Genomic DNA, 17066 nt, shown 5'->3' with positions numbered 1-17066 from the left:
GCGTGATCCCCAGGGCCTGGCCCGCTTCCCTGCGTGCATCTCCCGCTCACACCAGCCGAAGGCGCCTCCTCATCTATCCGTGCGGTCGCACAGATGGGCGATCCCTCCAGCACTGCAGCGCTTCGCGCCTGAAAACTCCACTTCGAAAGCGCGCGCAACCGCAGCCAACAGCGACGTCCGCACTGCCAAGCGCATGACCGCGGCCAGGCGGCGCTGCTACCCTTTGCAGCATGAGCAAGCAAGGTTTCGAGAACGTGCCCATGGCCCCTGCGCTGACGTGGCCAGAGCGCCTGGGACAGTATTGGAAGTTGGTTCGTGGTGACCGCCCGATCGGCAGCCTGCTGCTGCTCTGGCCCACCTGGTGGGCGCTATGGCTGGCGGCCGGAGGCCTGCCGCCGTTGTGGACCTTGTTCGTGTTCACCGCTGGCGTCTGGCTGACCCGTTCGGCCGGCTGCGTGATCAACGACTACGCCGACCGCTGGCTGGATCCGCACGTGGAGCGCACCAAGTCGCGTCCGCTCGCCACCGGCGCGGTCTCCGGCCGCGAGGCGCTGTGGGTGTTCGTGGTGCTGATGCTGGTCGCCTTCGCACTGGTGCTCAGCCTCAACTGGCTGACCGTGGCGCTGAGCGTGCCCGGCCTGTTTCTCGCCGCCAGCTATCCCTATCTGAAGCGCCACACCCACCTGCCGCAGGTGTACCTGGGCATGGCGTTCGGCTGGGGCATCCCGATGGCCTTCGCCGCCGTGCAGGGCAGCGTGCCGCTGCTGGCCTGGCTGCTGTACGCCGCCAACATCCTCTGGGCCACGGCCTACGACACCTGGTATGCCATGGTCGACCGCGACGACGACATCCGCATGGGCAGCAAATCCACCGCCATCCTGTTCGGCCGCTACGACCTGATCGCGCAAGGCGTGCTGTATGCATTGATGTTCGCGGCCCTGGTGCTGGTGGGCTTGCGCGCCGGTCTCAGCATCGCTTACTGGGCTGGGATAGGCATCGCAGCGCTGCTGGTGGCCTACGAATTCCACATCGCGCGCCACCGCGAACGCGGTCCCTGCTTCCGCGCCTTCCTGCATAACAACTGGGTAGGCCTGGCGATCTTCGTCGGCATCGCCGCGGCGCTGGCATTGCGCTAGCGGGCAGATGCGGCAATCGCGTCGCGCGTTACGCCCGGGGCGCGAAGACAGTGGTTGCGCGCCACTGGTGCGCGCCTTGGAGCGTCCGCGCCGCAAACGCAGGCCGGAGCGAGGAAAGTGGTTTGGTTGCGGCATGGCTCCACCTGTCAGGCGCCGGCTTCAGTGGGATGCGACAGCGCGCCCGGAAATCGGCTATTCGGCTCGGTCAGACATCCTCTGCCTGACTCGCCGCCGCGACACATCCATGTGCCGCTCTGCGCCAATCCCCGGGCGCGCTGTCACCTCGGCATGTTGATGTCCTGACACCGATAGCAGCGCAACTGGGTGACCCGTGCCGACAACCTTGCGGACCGAGTCTCATGACGCAACGCTACAAGGCGCGAGCCACCACCCCTCACGGCACCCGCGCGCAGACCCAGGCGTCCACGCGCTGCACACCGGCGCGCCGTAGCGCCTGTGCGGCTGCATGCAAGGTGGCGCCCGTGGTCATGACGTCGTCCACCAGCGCCACATGGGTGGGCAGCGGCCCCCGCGCCAGGAACGCATCGCGCAGATTGCGCCGGCGCTCGTCGGCATCCAGTTCGGACTGTGGCGCGGTGGCGCGTACGCGGCGCAGCAGCGGCAGGCAGGGCAGCTGCAGTGCGCGGCCCAGCGGTCGGGCCAACTCCAGCGCCTGGTCGTAACCGCGCTGGCGTAGCCGCTGCCGGTGCAGGCTCACCGGCACCAGTGCCTGTGGCCGCGGCAAGGCGGCACAGCGCGCGGCCATCAGTTCGCTCAGCACCCGGCCGGCCGCCAGATCCTGATGGAACTTGAAGCGTCGCAGCAGCCCGTCCACCGGCCAGCGATAGGTGAAGCAGGCATATGCGCGCTGCAGCGGCGGCGGGTGCTGCAGGCACTGGCCGCACAGTGGCAGCCCGGCAGCGGCAAACAACGGCGTGGCGCAGCATACGCAGGCAGTGCCATGGTCTGGCAGCGCCGCCCGGCAGGATGGGCACAGGTCGCAATCGTCGGTGCCCGACTCCGCGCACACCAGGCACAGCGACGGCAGCAGCAATCGCAGCAGCCGTTGTGGCCACCTGTAAACCGAATGCGGATGCGTGAAGTTGACAGCCTCGTCCATGCTCACCAGACTGCCTGGCTTCCAAGCCGCTGACTGTCAGGAAACCCCGATGTCCGTTGTCGTCCGCCATGACTGGGATCGCAAAGAACTGCATGCGCTGTTCGCGCTGCCGTTTCCCGAGCTGCTGCATCGCGCCGCCAGCGTGCACCGTGCCCACTTCGACCCGGCCGAGGTGCAGGTCTCCACGCTGCTGTCGGTCAAGACCGGCGGCTGCCCGGAAGATTGCGCTTACTGCCCGCAGGCGCAGCGCTACGACACCGGGGTGAGCGCGCAGAAACTGATGGATACCGAAGACGTGGTGGCCAAGGCCCGCCAGGCCAAGGCCGCGGGCGCCTCGCGCTTCTGCATGGGCGCGGCGTGGCGCTCGCCCAAGGACCGCGACATCCCCAAGGTGGCCGCGATGATCCGCGAGGTGAAAGCGATGGGCCTGGAAACCTGCGCCACCTTGGGCATGCTCGACGCCGGCCAGGCGCGCGCGCTCAAGGACGCCGGGCTGGACTACTACAACCACAATCTGGACACCGCGCCGGATTACTACGATTCGATCATCCACACCCGCCAGTACCAGGACCGCCTGAACACCCTGGAGCACGTGCGCGATGTGGGCTTGAAGACCTGCTGCGGCGGCATCGTCGGCATGGGTGAAACCCGCGAGCACCGCGTCGGCCTGTTGCATGCGCTGGCCACGTTGCCCGCGCACCCGGACTCGGTGCCGATCAACCAGCTGGTGCAGGTTCCCGGCACTCCGTTGCACGGCACCGAGCCCCTGGATGCATTCGAGTTCGTGCGCATGATCGCGGTGGCGCGCATCGCCATGCCCAAGTCGATGGTGCGCCTGTCCGCCGGCCGCGAGGCGATGAGCGACGAACTGCAGGCGCTGTGCTTCCTGGCCGGTGCCAACTCGATCTTCTACGGCGAAAAGCTGCTCACCACCGGCAACCCCGATACCGAGCGCGACCAGGCGTTGTTCCAGCGGCTGGGCCTGCGCCCGATGCAGATCACCGTCGACGCCGCCGAGCACGACCACCCCGGCACCGTGCATGCGGACATCACTTGCGGCCCCGCCTGCGAGCACGCGGCCTGACCGCATCAGCGCCCAGCCGGCACCGGCCGTCGGTGCCAGCTGGGCGCGATGGGCCCGGCACGCTACGCTAGCGGCCCTCTTCCGCTGTCGACGAACACCATGGCTCGCCCCGATCTGCACGAACGGATTTCGTCGCTGCGCAAATTGCGCGTGGCCCAGGAGCGGGTGCGGGTGCGGCGCCAGGTGGGCCGCCGCGACGGCGTGCGCCTGGAAATCGATGGGCGCTGGCTGACCGGTTTCTGCTCCAACGATTACCTGGGCCTGTCGCAACAGTTCGAAGTGGTGGCCGCACTGCAGGATGCCGCCGCGCGCGATGGTGCCGGGGCGACTGCTTCGCATCTGATCTGCGGCCATCACACCGCGCACGAAACGCTGGAGCGCGACATCGCCGAATGGCTGGGCTATCCGTCGGCGCTGCTGTTCGGCAGCGGCTTCATCGCCAACCTGGCCGTGCAGCAGGCGCTGCTCAGCGAAGAAGACGATGTGTGCGTGCAGGACCGGCTCAATCACGCCAGCCTGCTGGATGCCACGCGCCTGGCCGGCTGCCGGTTGCGCCGTTACCCGCACCTGGATGTGGAAGGCGCGATGCGCCAGCTCAAGGGCGCGCCGGAGGGCGCGGCGATGCTCGCCAGCGACGGTGTTTTCAGCATGGATGGCGACGTTGCGCCACTGCGTGCTCTGAGCCTGGTCGCGCGCATGCAGGAGGCCTTGTTCTATGTCGACGATGCGCACGGCGTGGGCGTGCTGGGGCCGCAGGGCCGCGGTTGCGTGGCCGATGCCGGGCTCGGCGTGGCCGAAGTGCCGCTGCAATTGGTCACCCTGGGCAAGGCCCTGGGCGGCTATGGCGCGGTGGTGGTGGGCGAAGAAGCGCTGATCCGCCATCTGGCCGAAACCGCGCGCCCGTACATCTACACCACCGCGCTGCCGCCCGCGCAGGTGGCCGCCACCCTGGCTGCGGTGCGCCTGGCGCGTCGCGACGATTGGCGCCGCACGCGGCTGACCGAACTGATCGGCACATTCCGCGATGGCGCGCGCCGGCATGGCTTCGAACTGATGGCCTCGGACACCCCCATCCAGCCATTGCTGTGTGGCGAAGAGGCCACCGTGATGGCGATGTCGGCAGCGCTGGAGCAAGCCGGCTTCATGGTCGGTGCAATCCGCCCGCCCACCGTGCCCGAAGGCAAAGCGCGGCTGCGGGTGACGTTGTCGGCGTTGCACACGCCGCAACAGGTGCAGACCCTGGTCGATGCCATCGTGCAGGCGCGCGATGTGGTCAGCCGCCAGCCGCAGCGCGCGCTGGCCTGAGCATGTCCCCCCCGACGCCGGCGCAACGCCGCGTGTGGGAGGCAATGGCCGAGCTGTATCTGGACACCGCAGTCGATGACATGCACGCGCGCATCGTGCGCTGCCTGGCGGAGTCGCCGTTTTCGCTGGAACAGCTGCGCACGATGTTGTTGCACGAGGTACATCCGGTGCTACGCAGCAATGTGTACAGCGTGGCCGGCGTGTGGGACGGCTTCGATCCGGCGTGGTTGAGCGCGGCTATCGCCGCACACCGTGCGCGCGCGTGGCGCTGGCCCGATCGCTGGTGCTGGCGCGGCTACGCACGTGCGCAATGGCGTTGGCTCGGCCCACGCGTGGCCGCGTTGCGCGCCGAGACCGCAGCTACCTGACCAAGCACGCGTGATCGGCGACACTACGCGCATGCATATCGACGTCATCGGCCACGGGCCGGCACTGGTTCTTCTGCACGGCTGGGCACTGCATGGCGGCGTGTTCGCGCCCTTGGTGGAGCGCCTGGCACCGCACTACCAACTGCATCTGGTGGACCTGCCCGGGCATGGCTTCAGCCACGACGACACTACGCCGCTGGCCTTGCCGCACGTGGTGGGCGCAATTGCCGCGGCCACGCCGCCGGCGGTCTGGGTGGGCTGGTCGTTGGGCGGCCTGTTCGCACTGCATGCAGCGGCCACCCAACCGCAGGTCCGCGCGCTGGCGATGATCGCCGCCACGCCGCGCTTCGTGCGTGGCAGCGACTGGCCCGATGCGGTGGAACGCGAGGTCTTCGTGCAATTCGGCCAGGATCTTGCGCGCGATTACCGCGGCACGCTCGACCGGTTTCTCGCCCTGGACACGCTGGGCTCGGCGCATGCGCGCAGCGAGTTGCGCAGCCTGCGCGAAACGCTCACTGCGCGCGGCGAACCGGCAACCAGCGCGCTGCAGGATGGCCTGGGCCTGCTCGAACGCACCGACCTGCGCCGCGCGCTGGCAGCGCTTGCGCGGCCCAGCCTGTGGATCGCCGGGCAACGCGACCGCCTGGTGCCGGCCGCCGGCATGCATGCCGCAGCTGCGCGCGCGCCACACGCACAGGCACTGACCATCGACGGCGGCGGACATGCACCGTTCCTGGGCCACGCCGACCAGGTGGCCGAGGCGCTGCAGCGCTTTGTTGCAGCATTGCCCTGAGAGACTCGCACTGTGTGATGCGACGCGGCAGCAAGGTGCATCTGCCCGTGCGCAGATGCATGGCAAAGGCTTCACGTCGGCCTGCGGCGTGTAGTGAGGATTCACTGGCCGCAAGCAATCGTGAGCTGGGTTGGATGGGGTGCACTTCCGCTGACGCAGGCCTGAGCCTGCCCAGTACATCGACATCGCAGTGCACGAGTCTCTGCAGATGCAGCCTATCTCGTCAGCCGATTTCAGTGGCATGCCATCCAGGATCGCGCATGGCGCACTCATGCCTCTCCGCGCCACATTGCGAATCGAACTGCACGCAGCACACTGTTTTTTCTGTTTCCCGTCGCTATCGCCGGTCAGTGCAACAGCCTCTCGCGCCGGATCAACTCCAACTACCGTCTGCCGGGCCTGAAGGACACGTGCGTGCGCGCCGACAAGCTGCCGTACACCGCGCTGTGCGTACGCGACCCACGCAGGCGTTTAGATCCGCATCGACGACATGCTGATCCCGGACGAGCAGACGGGTGCACGCATCCTGCGCAGGGTGTGCGCCCGACTAACTACAACGCACACCTGAGATGATGAGCTCATGCCGTCCTGGTGCCACCGCGCCCATGAGCCGCGGCAATCACGCAGCACGCACCGCAGCCGCCTCTCGCAGCCATTGCAGTGATCGTGAATCGCCACGTAATGCGAGATCGCTCCTGGGACTACCGCCAATCAACACACTGTCCGATCCACCACCACACGCCGTGCAGCCGCGATCACTGATCATGCGCATTCGTTGATTTGAAGGAGCACCGCATGGATCTGGGAATCGCCGGGCGCTGGGCCTTGGTATGTGCCGCCAGCAAGGGCCTGGGCCTGGGCTGCGCACAGGCGCTGGCACGCGAAGGCGCCAATGTCGTGATTGTCGCGCGTGGCCGCGAAGCATTGGAGCAGTCCGCCAGCAACTTGCGCGCCCTGCCCGGCGCGGGCGAAGTGCGCAGCGTCGTCGCCGACATCACCACCAGCGAAGGCCGCGCCGCAGCGCTGGCCGCCTGCCCGCAGGTCGACATCCTGATCAACAACGCTGGCGGGCCGCCGCCGGGCGATTTCCGTCAGTGGGAGCGCGCGGACTGGCTGCGTGCACTCGACGCCAACATGCTGGCCCCGATCGAACTGATCCGCGCCACGGTCGATGCGATGCGCGCGCGGCGCTTCGGCCGCATCGTCAACATCACCTCCAGCGCGGTGAAGGCGCCGATCGACATCCTGGGCCTGTCCAACGGCGCGCGCGCCGGTCTCACCGGCTTCGTGGCCGGGCTGGCGCGCAGTACCGTGGCCGACAACGTCACCCTCAACAATCTGTTGCCGGGCCAGTTCGCTACCGACCGGCTGCGCGGCAACTTCGCCGCGATCGCCGAGCAACAAGGCACCAGCGCCGAGGCGGTGGCCGCGCACAAACGCGCCGGCATCCCGGCCGGGCGCTTTGGCGAGCCGGACGAGTTCGGCGCGGCCTGCGCATTCCTGTGCAGTGCCCAGGCCGGCTACATCACCGGACAGAACCTGTTGATCGACGGCGGCGCCTACCCGGGCACGTTTTGACGCCACTGGCGCTGCGTATCAACACGCCAGCGCGCATCACACCGTGTCGCTGCGGCAATTCCCTCGGCGGCGCGCAGCGGCGACAATAGCGCGGCAATGAACAGCACTTTCGACCCCCGCCACGTCCGGCGCGCCTTCGCGCGTGCCGCCAGCAGCTATGCCGCCGCCGCCGCCCTGCAACGCGAGGTGGAGACGCGCCTGCTGGAGTCGCTCGACTATCTCGGCGACACCGCACCCAAGGTGGTGCTGGATGTGGGCGCCGGCCCGGGCCATGCCAGCGCCACGATCAAGAAACGCTGGCCCAAGGCGCAGGTGATCGCGCTCGACCAGGCGCTGCCGATGTTGCGCCAGGCGCGCAAGACTGCGGGTTGGTGGAAGCCGTTTGCGCAGGTCTGCGCCGATGCCCGCGCGCTGCCGGTAGCCGATGGCAGCGTGGATGTGATCTTCAGCAATCTGTGCTTGCAGTGGGTGGAAGACCTGCCGGCGGTGTTCGCCGGCTTTCGGCGCGCGTTGCGGCCCGGCGGCCTGCTGCTGTGCTCCACCTTCGGCCCGGAGACGCTGATCGAACTGCGCGAGGCATTCGCGCAGGCCGACCCGGCCCCGCATGTGAGCCGCTTCCCGCCGATTGCGCAGTTCGGCGATGCGCTGATGATGTCCGGCTTCCGCGACCCGGTGCTGGACCGCGACCTGTTCACCCTCACCTACAACGACCTGCCCGCCTTGATGCGCGAGTTGCGCGCGATGGGCGCCACCAATGCGCTCAGCAACCGCCGCGCCACGCTGACCGGCCGCGGCCGCTTTGCCGCCGCCAGTGCGGCCTACGAACCCCTGCGGCGGCCCGATGGCACCCTGCCCAGTTCGTGGGAAGTCATCTACGCGCACGCCTGGGCACCGGCGCCGGGCGCCCCGATCCGCGAGCGCGGGCAGGACATCGCCAGCGTGCCGGTGGGCTCGATCCCGATCCGCCGCCGCCAGGACTAAGCGTTGCGATCACTGCGCGGGCGCAGCCGCCAGGCAGGCGCGGCCGCGGCATGCACCAGTCGCCTGCTTCGGTCCACCGTTGCCTCCGGCAGCACCCCGGCGCCCGCACCACGGTGCGTCAACCGCACGCAAGCAGCGCACACCCTGCCGGCGCATGTCGCCGGTCATCGGTAGGACACAGTATTACCGCCGAGCCCATCCCGATCAGGCAGGCTCGTCGCTTGCAACCGGTAGAATTCACCAGTTAACGGCCCCCGCCCCCAACCGGCCTCCCCAATGTTGAAGTGGCTCATCATCGCGCTGTTCATTGCCTCAGCGCTGTACATCCATTACCGCGGTCGCGTGCGCCACCGGCTAAGCCGGCAGCTGCTGGACCATTCCACCTTCATGGCCCCGATCAACACGCTGATGTATCTGTGTTCGCGGGTGCCGACCACGCCGTTCATCGATCCGGGCAAGGAATTTCCGGAGCTGGCCCCATTGCGCGCGAACTGGACGCTGATCCGCGACGAGGCAGTGGCGCTGCAGCAGATGCAGAAGATCCGTGCTGCCGACGGCTACACCGACATCGGCTTCAATTCGTTCTTCCGCCGCGGCTGGAAGCGCTTCTACCTGAAGTGGTACGGCACCGCGCACCCGTCGGCGGCCGAGCTGTGCCCACAGACCACCGCGCTGCTGCGCTCCATCCCCACGGTCAAGGCGGCGATGTTCGCCGAGCTGCCGCCGGGTAGCGAACTGCGTCCGCACCGCGACCCGTTTGCCGGCTCCATGCGCCTGCACCTGGGCCTGGCCACGCCCAACGACGACCGCTGCTTCATCGACGTCGACGGCCAGCGCCGTAGCTGGCGCGACGGCGAGTGGACCATGTTCGACGAGACCTATATCCACCACGCACGCAACGACACCGACCAGGACCGCATCATCCTGTTCTGCGATATCGAACGCCCGATGCGCTGGCGCTGGGCGGCGGCGGTGAACCGCTTCGTCGGCCGCAGCCTGCTCTCGGCCGGCGCTTCGCCGAATCAGGAAGGCGACAAGACCGGCGGCATCAACCGGGTGTTCCGGTATTTCTACGCCGCACGGCTCAAGGCCAAGGCGCTGAAGGAGCGCAACAACCCGCTCTACCAGACGCTCAAGTGGGGCATCTTCGTGCTGGTGGTCGTGGGCATCGTGCTGCTGTAACGCAGGCGCTACGCCCGTCAGCTACTGCAATGCCCGACCAACCACGTAGGAGCGCGCTCGCGCGCGATGTGGCGTTACCGATAACGCTTCATTGCGCGCGAGCGCGATCCAACGCAGTCCAGCGGCTGATTTAGCCAACCTGCACCGCAGCAGCCCTGGCGTCAGCGCGACACCTGCGCAATCCATTCCTGCAGGTTGTAGTAATTGGTCACCCGCGTGATCTGCCCATCGCGCACATCGAAGAACGCGCCGCCGGGCAGGACATAGGTCTGCCCGTTCGCATCCGGCAGGCCTTCGTCGGTGGTGTGGTAGACGCCATGCACCACGTACTCGGCGCCGACGCGCGTGCCTTCGTCATTGGCAGTCACCACGATGTCGCGCAGCTGCTCGCGGTAGCTGTCGTTCATGCGCTGCAGGAAGCTGGCGAAGGCCGCCCGGCCAATCTCGCGTGGCCCCTGGTTGAGGTCGTGGGCGACGTCCTCGGCCAGGAACGCCAGCATGGCGTCCCAATCGCCGCGATTGAATGCCTCGTAGTAGGCCTGGACCAGGCCGGTGGCGCGTTGCCGATTGCTCTCGCTCATGCTCGAACCTGCCGCTGGGAAAGCCGCCATCATAGGCCCGGCATCAGGCGCCCTGCACCACCAGATCGCGGTGGAAGTAATAGACCTCCTGCAACAGGAAGCGCCAGCTGGTGTGGAAGCTGCGGAAGCGCGTGCTCGGGGTGGACGACGCCAGCGCATCCACGCCCAGCTCCTGGCACAGCCGCAGCGCGCGCGCCATGTGCAGCGGGTCACTGACGATGATCGCCCGGTGCATGCCATGCCGCTCCATCAGCGCGCGCGCCTGCAGCAGGTTCTGCCGGGTGGTACGCGAGCTGGTCTCGATCACGATGGCTTCCGACGGCACGCCGTGCCGCAGCGCGTAGCGCCGCGCCACCTGGGATTCGGCAAAACGCGCCCCGTTGCCGAAGCCGCCGGTGAACAGCAGATGCGGCGCGTAGCCGCGTGCATACAGGTCCAGCGCGTGCCGGATGCGCTCTTCGAACACGGGAGAGGGGCGCGCGTCGTAGGCCGCCGCGCCCAGCACGATGATCACGTCAGCCGGTGCGGCCTGGTCGCGGTCGCCCACCCAGACGATCCAGCCGGCCACGCCCACCAGCCAGATCAGCGCCAGCATGCACAGCCGCCACCCCCAACCCCACAGGCCGAGCCCACGCGAGGGCCTGCTCACGCGGCGGCCCACGGCAAGGCGTCCAGATCGACGTTGCCGCCAGACAAAATGACGCCCACCCGCTTCCCGGCAAAGCGCGCCGGGTCGGCCAGCACGGCCGCCAGCGCGATGGCCGACGACGGTTCCACCACCTGCTTCAAGACCTGCCAGAGCAGGCGCATGGCCTGCACCACGGCGGCATCGTCAACGGTGATGACCTGCGCGCCGGCGGCCTGCAGCAGCGCGAAGTTGGGCGCCCCCAGGGTGCCGCGCAGCCCGTCGCACACGGTGTCGGGAACGAAGTCCACCAGCCGCTGCCCCGCCGCCAGCGACCGCGCGGTGTCGGCTGCGCCCGCCGGCTCGGCCAGCACCAGCGCGCAGCCGGGTGAAGCCTGCAGCGCCAGGGCCGCCCCGGCCGCCAGCCCGCCGCCGCCCACGGGCGCCACCAGCACATCCAGGCCGCCGCTGTCGTGCAACAGCTCCAGGGTTGCGGTGCCCTGCCCGGCAATCACCGCCGGATCGGTATACGGGTGAACCAGGGTCGCACCGCTGCTGGCCTGGACCTCGGCGCACAGCTGCTCGCGCGCGGCGATGGTCGGCGCGCAGCGCCACAAGGTGGCGCCATGCCGGGAAATATTGGCCAGCTTGGCAGCCACCGCGCCTTCGGGCACCACCACATGGCAGCCGATGCCGCGGGTGCGCGCGGCCAGTGCCAGCGCCGCGCCATGGTTGCCGGAAGAGTGCGTCACCACGCCATGTGCGGCGGTCTCGGCCGGCAACGCCCAGACCGCATTGCAGGCGCCGCGGAATTTGAACGCACCGCTGCGCTGCAGGTGCTCGGCCTTGAACATCAGCTGCGCACCGCTGAGCGTGTCCAGCGTGTGCGAGCGCAGCAACGGGGTCGGTGCGGTGTGCGGGGCAATGCGTGCAGCCGCCTGCAGGACGTCGGAATAGGCAGGAAGAAGCGTTTCGATCATGCTCCCAAGATTAACGTATCGCCTCACTCTTCACGGTCGAGGGTCGGCGTCCCGCGCATGCTCGTTCAATGAACATACGCGCCATCACCGCACAGTTAAGGACCGATTCAATGCCGTGGTTCGACAGTGACACCATGGTTGCAGGAGGGCACCATCCATGAAATTCCGTCTGATCCTTGCCGCCGGCCTGCTGGCCTTGAGCGGCTGCGCGACGTACGACTACACCGGCGCAGGGTCGGGTGGGTATTACCGTGGCGCGCCCGCGGTGCAGTACCGCTACCCGCCGGGCTATGCGCCGTATTCCTATGGCAGCCCTTACGGAGCCGGCGGGATCGGTCTGTACGACTATCCGGTGTACCCGGTCTATCGCGGCGGCGGCGGCTATTATTACCGCGAGTACGATCGGCGTCCGCAGTACCGTCCCTATAACAACTATGGTCCCCGGCCGAATGGCCCGCGCCCGAGTGGCCGGCCCAACGGTCCGCGCCCGCAGCGCCCCAACCCGCCGCCAGCCACCGGCGCGCCACCGCGTCCGGCGCAGCCGCCGCGTATTGGCGCTCCGCCGCGGGTGATCCGCGAGATCCAGCGGCAGACCGCACCACGCAATACGCGCCAGCAGATTCCCTGATCGGCTGACTGCGACGCAGCCCACACTTGGCAATGTTGGGGGCTTGCGTTCAGTCTGCACTTGGCTGCAAGCTAGGTGCACTGTGTGACCCGCCACGTCGTTTTCTGACCTGGCCACTCCACTGACCGACTTATGTCGATGTCCGACAGGGAAATCTGGATCCCCCCTGTTCCGGCCCTGTCGGATATCGGCGCCTCCAATGCACAAAGCCCCGGCATGCCGGGGCTTTGTGCATTGGAGCGTTGCGAAGCAGGCCAGAGCGTGTGCGCCGGCGACGTGCAGATAAAACTAAGGGCCGGCAGTCCCCCGACTACCGGCCCTTACGCTACCCCATCGCACGCGCGGCTGGCCCCTGTTCCAATTCCAGCCTTGCGCCCATGTCGCAATGCCACGACGGGTGCAGTAGGGATATCCGCACGAAACATGCCAACTTGAGTGCCAGTGTTCGATAATGTGATTCGAGTCACATAATTCACGTGTTAATGCCGCAAACCACCCTTCAGCCGCTACGTTCGCGGCCGCTGGTCTTCCTCCTGCTTCTGGTCCACGCCCATGTCCGACTCCTTCTATCGCTACGACGTCATCGTGATTGGTGGCGGCCACGCCGGCACCGAGGCGGCGCTGGCGGCTGCCCGCGCCGGTGCACGCACGCTGTTGCTGACCCACAACATCGAGACCGTGGGCGCGATGAGCTGCAACCCGGCCATCGGCGGGATCGGCAAGGGGCACCTGGTCAAGGAGATCGACGCACTGGGCGGGGCGATGGCCAAGGCGGCGGACCTGGCCGGCATCCAGTGGCGCACCCTCAATGCCTCCAAGGGGCCGGCGGTGCGGGCCACCCGCTGCCAGGCCGATCGCAACCTGTACCGCAGCGCGATCCGCCGCATCGTCGAAGCGCAGCCCAACCTGACCGTGTTCCAGGCGGCGGTGGACGATCTGATCATCCATAACGGTGCCGCCGAAGGCGACAGCGTGCGTGGGGTGATTACCCAGACCGGGCTGCGCTTCGAAGCCACGGCCGTGGTCCTGACCGCAGGCACCTTCCTGGCCGGCAAGATCCATGTCGGCGAGACCCAATACGCGGCCGGGCGCATGGGCGACCCGCCGGCCACCACGCTGGCAGCGCGGCTGCGTGAGCGCCCGTTCGCTATCGATCGCCTCAAGACCGGAACTCCGCCGCGTATTGATGGGCGCACCCTGGACTACACGTTGATGGATGAGCAGCCAGGTGATGACCCGCTGCCGGTGATGTCGTTCATGGGCCAACTCAGCGACCACCCGACCCAGGTCAGCTGCTGGATCACCCATACCACCGAGCAGACCCACGACATCATCCGTGGCGCGTTGCACCGCTCGCCGCTGTATTCCGGGCAGATCGAGGGCATTGGCCCGCGCTACTGCCCGTCGATCGAAGACAAGGTGGTGCGTTTCGCCGACAAGACCAGCCATCAGATCTTTGTCGAGCCGGAAGGCCTAGACGTCACCGAGATCTATCCCAACGGCATTTCCACCTCGCTGCCGTTCGACGTGCAGCTGGCGCTGGTGCGCTCGATTCGCGGCTTTGCGCAGGCGCACATCACCCGCCCCGGCTATGCGATCGAGTACGATTTCTTCGACCCGCGCGGGCTCAAAGCCTCGCTGGAAACCAAGGCGGTGGGCGGGCTGTTCTTCGCCGGGCAGATCAACGGCACCACCGGTTACGAAGAAGCCGCCGCGCAGGGCCTGTTGGCCGGGCTCAACGCTGCGCGCCACGTGCAGGCGCTGCCGGCCTGGTCGCCGCGCCGCGACGAAGCCTACCTGGGCGTGCTGGTGGACGACCTGATCACCCACGGCACCACCGAGCCGTACCGCATGTTCACCAGCCGCGCCGAATACCGGCTGCAGCTGCGCGAAGACAACGCCGATCTGCGGCTGACCGGCGTGGGGCGCGCGATGGGCCTGATCGACGATGCGCGCTGGGCACGTTTTTCCAGCAAGCAGGAGGCGGTGCAGCGCGAAACCGCGCGCCTGTCGGCACTCTGGGCCACGCCGGGCAATGCCCTGGGCCGCGAGGTGGTCGACACCCTGGGCGTGCCGATGAGCCGCGAGACCAATGTGCTGGACCTGATCAAGCGCCCGGAACTCAGCTACGCCGCGCTGATGCGGGTGCCGACGCTGGGCCCGGGCGTGGACGATGCGCAGGTCGCCGAACAGGTGGAAATCGGCGTCAAGTACGCCGGTTACCTGGATCGTCAGCGCGACGAAATCGCCCGCCAGCAGCGCCACGAAACGACGCCGATCCCCGAAGGTTTCGACTACGCCGGCGTGCGTGGCCTGTCGATGGAAGTGCAGCAGAAACTCGAACGCGTGCGCCCGCAAAGTATCGGCCAGGCACAGCGCATCCCGGGCATGACCCCGGCCGCGATCTCGCTGCTGTTGGTGCACCTGGAACGCGCGCGGCGCAGCCAGGTGGCGTGACGCTGTCATTGGCATGCAAGGCAGCGACGTGACGTTACACGCGCTGCCTTGGCCTTGAGGTCTGCATTGGCGTGAGTGACGGATGTTCCTGGCTGCCGTGCAGCCGGGTGCCCGCAGAACCCTTATGTGTCTGCTCGACTCGGCCGATCGTTCGCGAGAAATCGGGGGGCACCGGAACACAGGCGCTGATTGCCAACAGATGTCACGCAGCGATTTCATGTCGCCCTGTGCGAAGCGATTGAGCCGTATCGCATGGTGGATGCCGCGAAGTTTGATGGCGGTCGCGACCGAGTTGGTATGCTCCGGCACCACTGACGACTTCCTGATCATGAACAGACTGCGTGCGCTGCTGACGGCAACCTACCGAATCGCCTGTCCCGCCCTGTTGCTGATGCTGGGCAGCACCTCGCAGGCGGCCGCACAGACCGAAGAAGACGGGCGTTACTGGCTGAGCGTGTATGCGCAAGGCAAGCTGCCGGTCGAGAATCTTTACTGGAGCATGGACGTGCACCCGCGCTGGCGCGAGGAAGGCGAGCAGTTCGATCAATTGATCCTGCGCCCTGCCGTGTTCTACCGACTCAATCCCAAAGCCAGTGTCTGGATGGGCTACGACACCATCATCAGCCACCCGGCCGGGCAGCCGTCCAATCGCGAAAATCGCTGGTGGGGACAGTTCCAGTATCAGTTCGATCCGATCGCCAACATCACCATCACCAGCCGCACGCGTCTGGAGCAACGCCACCGCGAAGGCTTCAGCGATGAAGGCTACCGGGTGCGGCAGATGATCAGGGCCGTGCGTCCGAGCAGCCTGAGCCCGCAGTTGTCGTGGGTGGCGTTCAACGAGTTGTTCGTCAATCTGGATCAGACCCAGTGGGGCGCACGCAGCGGCATCGATCAGAACCGGGTGTTCGTGGGCATCAACTGGAAGTTCAATGCGATCTCCAATGTCGATGTCGGGTATTTGAATCAGTTCGTCAATAACCGCACGATCGACCGCGAAAACCACGTCTTGATGACCACCTTCCGCTTCAATTTCTGAGCGCACGCACCGGCCGCGCGACTTGGTCACGGCCTTTCGGTAATGCGTTGAATGCGCCGCCGGCGCGCCGACGCAAGTGCTAGCTACGCAGCAAAGCGCGGCTGCACTGGCAGCAGCCGTTGCCGCAACATCAGCGCCGCCAGGTCGATGGTTTCGTCGGCCGCGCGGATCACACCACCCATGGTGATGAAGCCATGGATCATGCCGACACAGGTGCGCTGGGTGACCTCCACGCCGGCGGTGCGCAGGCGCTCGGCGTACTGCAGTCCCTCGTCGTGCAGGATGTCGCGGTCGGCCAGCACCACCAGAGCCGGCGCCACGCCGGCTACGTCCGGCGCCAGCAGCACGGAGATGTGCCAGTGGTCGGCCAGGCGCGTGTCCGGCAGCAACAGGCGATTGAAGAACTGCACCGCGCTGCGGGTCAGCGGCGGGATCTCGGCATTGCGGCCGCGTGAGGGATGCACGCCGGTATCCGGGCGCGCATCCGTCAGCGGGTACAGCAACAGCTGACAGCGCAACGCGATACCTCGCTGCTGTGCAGTGATCGCGGCCACCGCCGCCATGCCACCTCCGATACTGTCACCGCAGATCGCAAGACGCTGCGGATCGGCGCCCACCGCGTCGGCATGCTCGGCCAGCCAGTGCAGCGTGGCGATGACATCCTCCACGCCGGCCGGCGCCGGATGTTCGGGCGCGAGGCGATAGTCCACCGCCAGCACCTGACACGGCGTGCGTGCCGCCAGCTGCCGGCAGACGTCGTCATGCGAGTCCAGATCGCCCACCACACCGCCACCGCCGTGCACGAACAGACACGTAGGTGCGGGCGTGTCATCCAGGCCCGGCGGCCGGTACAGACGTAGCGGCACCGTGCCGGCGGCAGTGTCGGCCTGCAGAGCGGTTACCTGCGCCATCGGCAGCCGTGGAAATCCCAGCTGCGCTCCCATGCCGCGCATCATGGCGCGTGCTTCCTTCAACGGCAGCGCCTCCATCGGGGGCTGCCCCGCTTGCTGCAGCTGCACGAACAGGCGCACGACATCGGGATCGAATTCCATGACGGACTCCAGCAGCGATGAGAGACGCTGAGCTTGCCAGATCGTTATGATCTTTAACCATTACGGGTCATCAATTGTTTCGATCATGCGCGTGATGTCGATGCAGATAGGTCACTGCAATGCAGCGTATTGGCCAGGCGCATCACCGGGCATCGTC

General features: G+C 67.4%; 16 protein-coding genes. 11 read left to right on the top strand and 5 right to left on the bottom strand.

Annotated elements, in window-relative coordinates; all coding sequences use genetic code 11:
* Positions 1-230: 230 nt before the first annotated feature.
* On the top strand, positions 231-1136 hold the full coding sequence (gene ubiA / locus QRM60_RS08230; protein WP_285445949.1) for a 4-hydroxybenzoate octaprenyltransferase: 906 nt from the start codon (positions 231-233) through the stop codon (positions 1134-1136).
* Positions 1137-1530: 394 nt separating this feature from the next.
* Here ubiA and QRM60_RS08225 read toward each other — a convergent pair whose 3' ends face one another.
* Positions 1531-2256: a ComF family protein gene (locus QRM60_RS08225; protein ID WP_161962841.1), complete on the bottom strand. Its 726-nt coding sequence runs from the start codon at positions 2254-2256 to the stop codon at positions 1531-1533.
* Positions 2257-2305: 49 nt separating this feature from the next.
* Here QRM60_RS08225 and bioB point away from each other — a divergent pair, with 49 nt between their 5' ends.
* From bioB to lpxO, 7 genes are all read left to right on the top strand, one after another.
* Entirely contained in the window at positions 2306-3340 is a 1035-nt protein-coding gene (bioB, locus tag QRM60_RS08220) for a biotin synthase BioB (protein ID WP_285445948.1), read from the top strand.
* Between the two features lie 99 nt (positions 3341-3439).
* Positions 3440-4645, top strand: coding sequence for an 8-amino-7-oxononanoate synthase (bioF, locus tag QRM60_RS08215; protein ID WP_285445947.1), 1206 nt, complete (start codon positions 3440-3442; stop codon positions 4643-4645).
* Positions 4646-4647: 2 nt separating this feature from the next.
* Positions 4648-5013, top strand: a complete 366-nt coding sequence (locus tag QRM60_RS08210) for a hypothetical protein (RefSeq protein ID WP_164497989.1) — start codon at positions 4648-4650, stop codon at positions 5011-5013.
* 31 nt (positions 5014-5044) lie between these two features.
* Positions 5045-5806: a pimeloyl-ACP methyl ester esterase BioH gene (gene bioH / locus QRM60_RS08205; protein WP_115557529.1), complete on the top strand. Its 762-nt coding sequence runs from the start codon at positions 5045-5047 to the stop codon at positions 5804-5806.
* A gap of 795 nt (positions 5807-6601) precedes the next feature.
* Entirely contained in the window at positions 6602-7384 is a 783-nt protein-coding gene (locus QRM60_RS08200) for an SDR family oxidoreductase (protein ID WP_016944935.1), read from the top strand.
* A gap of 96 nt (positions 7385-7480) precedes the next feature.
* Positions 7481-8365 (top strand): malonyl-ACP O-methyltransferase BioC, encoded by an 885-nt coding sequence (gene bioC, locus QRM60_RS08195; RefSeq protein WP_114997021.1) that lies wholly within the window; start codon positions 7481-7483, stop codon positions 8363-8365.
* Positions 8366-8641: 276 nt separating this feature from the next.
* The gene (gene lpxO / locus QRM60_RS08190; protein WP_285445946.1) at positions 8642-9547 is read left to right on the top strand and encodes a lipid A hydroxylase LpxO; all 906 of its coding nucleotides are present in this window, start codon (positions 8642-8644) and stop codon (positions 9545-9547) included.
* A gap of 161 nt (positions 9548-9708) precedes the next feature.
* Here the strand turns inward: lpxO and QRM60_RS08185 are convergent, their stop codons facing one another.
* The 3 genes from QRM60_RS08185 to QRM60_RS08175 are packed head-to-tail and all read right to left on the bottom strand — an operon-like array spanning position 9709 to position 11733.
* Positions 9709-10128 carry a nuclear transport factor 2 family protein gene (locus QRM60_RS08185; protein WP_011035635.1) on the bottom strand — a complete coding sequence of 140 codons (420 nt, stop codon included), beginning with the start codon at positions 10126-10128 and terminating at the stop codon, positions 9709-9711.
* A gap of 43 nt (positions 10129-10171) precedes the next feature.
* The gene (locus QRM60_RS08180) at positions 10172-10789 is read right to left on the bottom strand and encodes a YdcF family protein (RefSeq protein ID WP_011035634.1); all 618 of its coding nucleotides are present in this window, start codon (positions 10787-10789) and stop codon (positions 10172-10174) included.
* On the bottom strand, positions 10774-11733 hold the full coding sequence (locus tag QRM60_RS08175; RefSeq protein ID WP_011035633.1) for a pyridoxal-phosphate dependent enzyme: 960 nt from the start codon (positions 11731-11733) through the stop codon (positions 10774-10776). The genes QRM60_RS08180 and QRM60_RS08175 overlap by 16 nt, the downstream gene beginning before the upstream one ends.
* A 157-nt stretch (positions 11734-11890) precedes the next feature.
* Between QRM60_RS08175 and QRM60_RS08170 the strand changes: the two genes are divergently transcribed.
* The 3 genes from QRM60_RS08170 (at position 11891) to QRM60_RS08160 (ending at position 15857) form a co-directional block, all read left to right on the top strand.
* Positions 11891-12361 carry a hypothetical protein gene (locus tag QRM60_RS08170; protein WP_014509288.1) on the top strand — a complete coding sequence of 157 codons (471 nt, stop codon included), beginning with the start codon at positions 11891-11893 and terminating at the stop codon, positions 12359-12361.
* Positions 12362-12913: 552 nt separating this feature from the next.
* On the top strand, positions 12914-14818 hold the full coding sequence (gene mnmG, locus QRM60_RS08165) for a tRNA uridine-5-carboxymethylaminomethyl(34) synthesis enzyme MnmG (protein WP_285445945.1): 1905 nt from the start codon (positions 12914-12916) through the stop codon (positions 14816-14818).
* A gap of 391 nt (positions 14819-15209) precedes the next feature.
* Complete coding sequence (locus QRM60_RS08160) at positions 15210-15857, top strand: DUF2490 domain-containing protein (RefSeq protein ID WP_043922235.1); 648 nt, start codon at positions 15210-15212, stop codon at positions 15855-15857.
* Positions 15858-15940: 83 nt separating this feature from the next.
* Here QRM60_RS08160 and QRM60_RS08155 read toward each other — a convergent pair whose 3' ends face one another.
* Positions 15941-16909, bottom strand: coding sequence for an alpha/beta hydrolase (locus QRM60_RS08155; RefSeq protein ID WP_285445944.1), 969 nt, complete (start codon positions 16907-16909; stop codon positions 15941-15943).
* Positions 16910-17066: the final 157 nt, after the last annotated feature.

This window comes from Xanthomonas sp. fls2-241-TYG-148, from assembly GCF_030208815.1.
GTDB classification, from domain to species: Bacteria; Pseudomonadota; Gammaproteobacteria; order Xanthomonadales; family Xanthomonadaceae; genus Xanthomonas; species Xanthomonas campestris.
The sequence above is the reverse complement of the archived record's forward strand: the minus strand, read 5'-3'. Positions and strand labels throughout refer to the sequence as shown.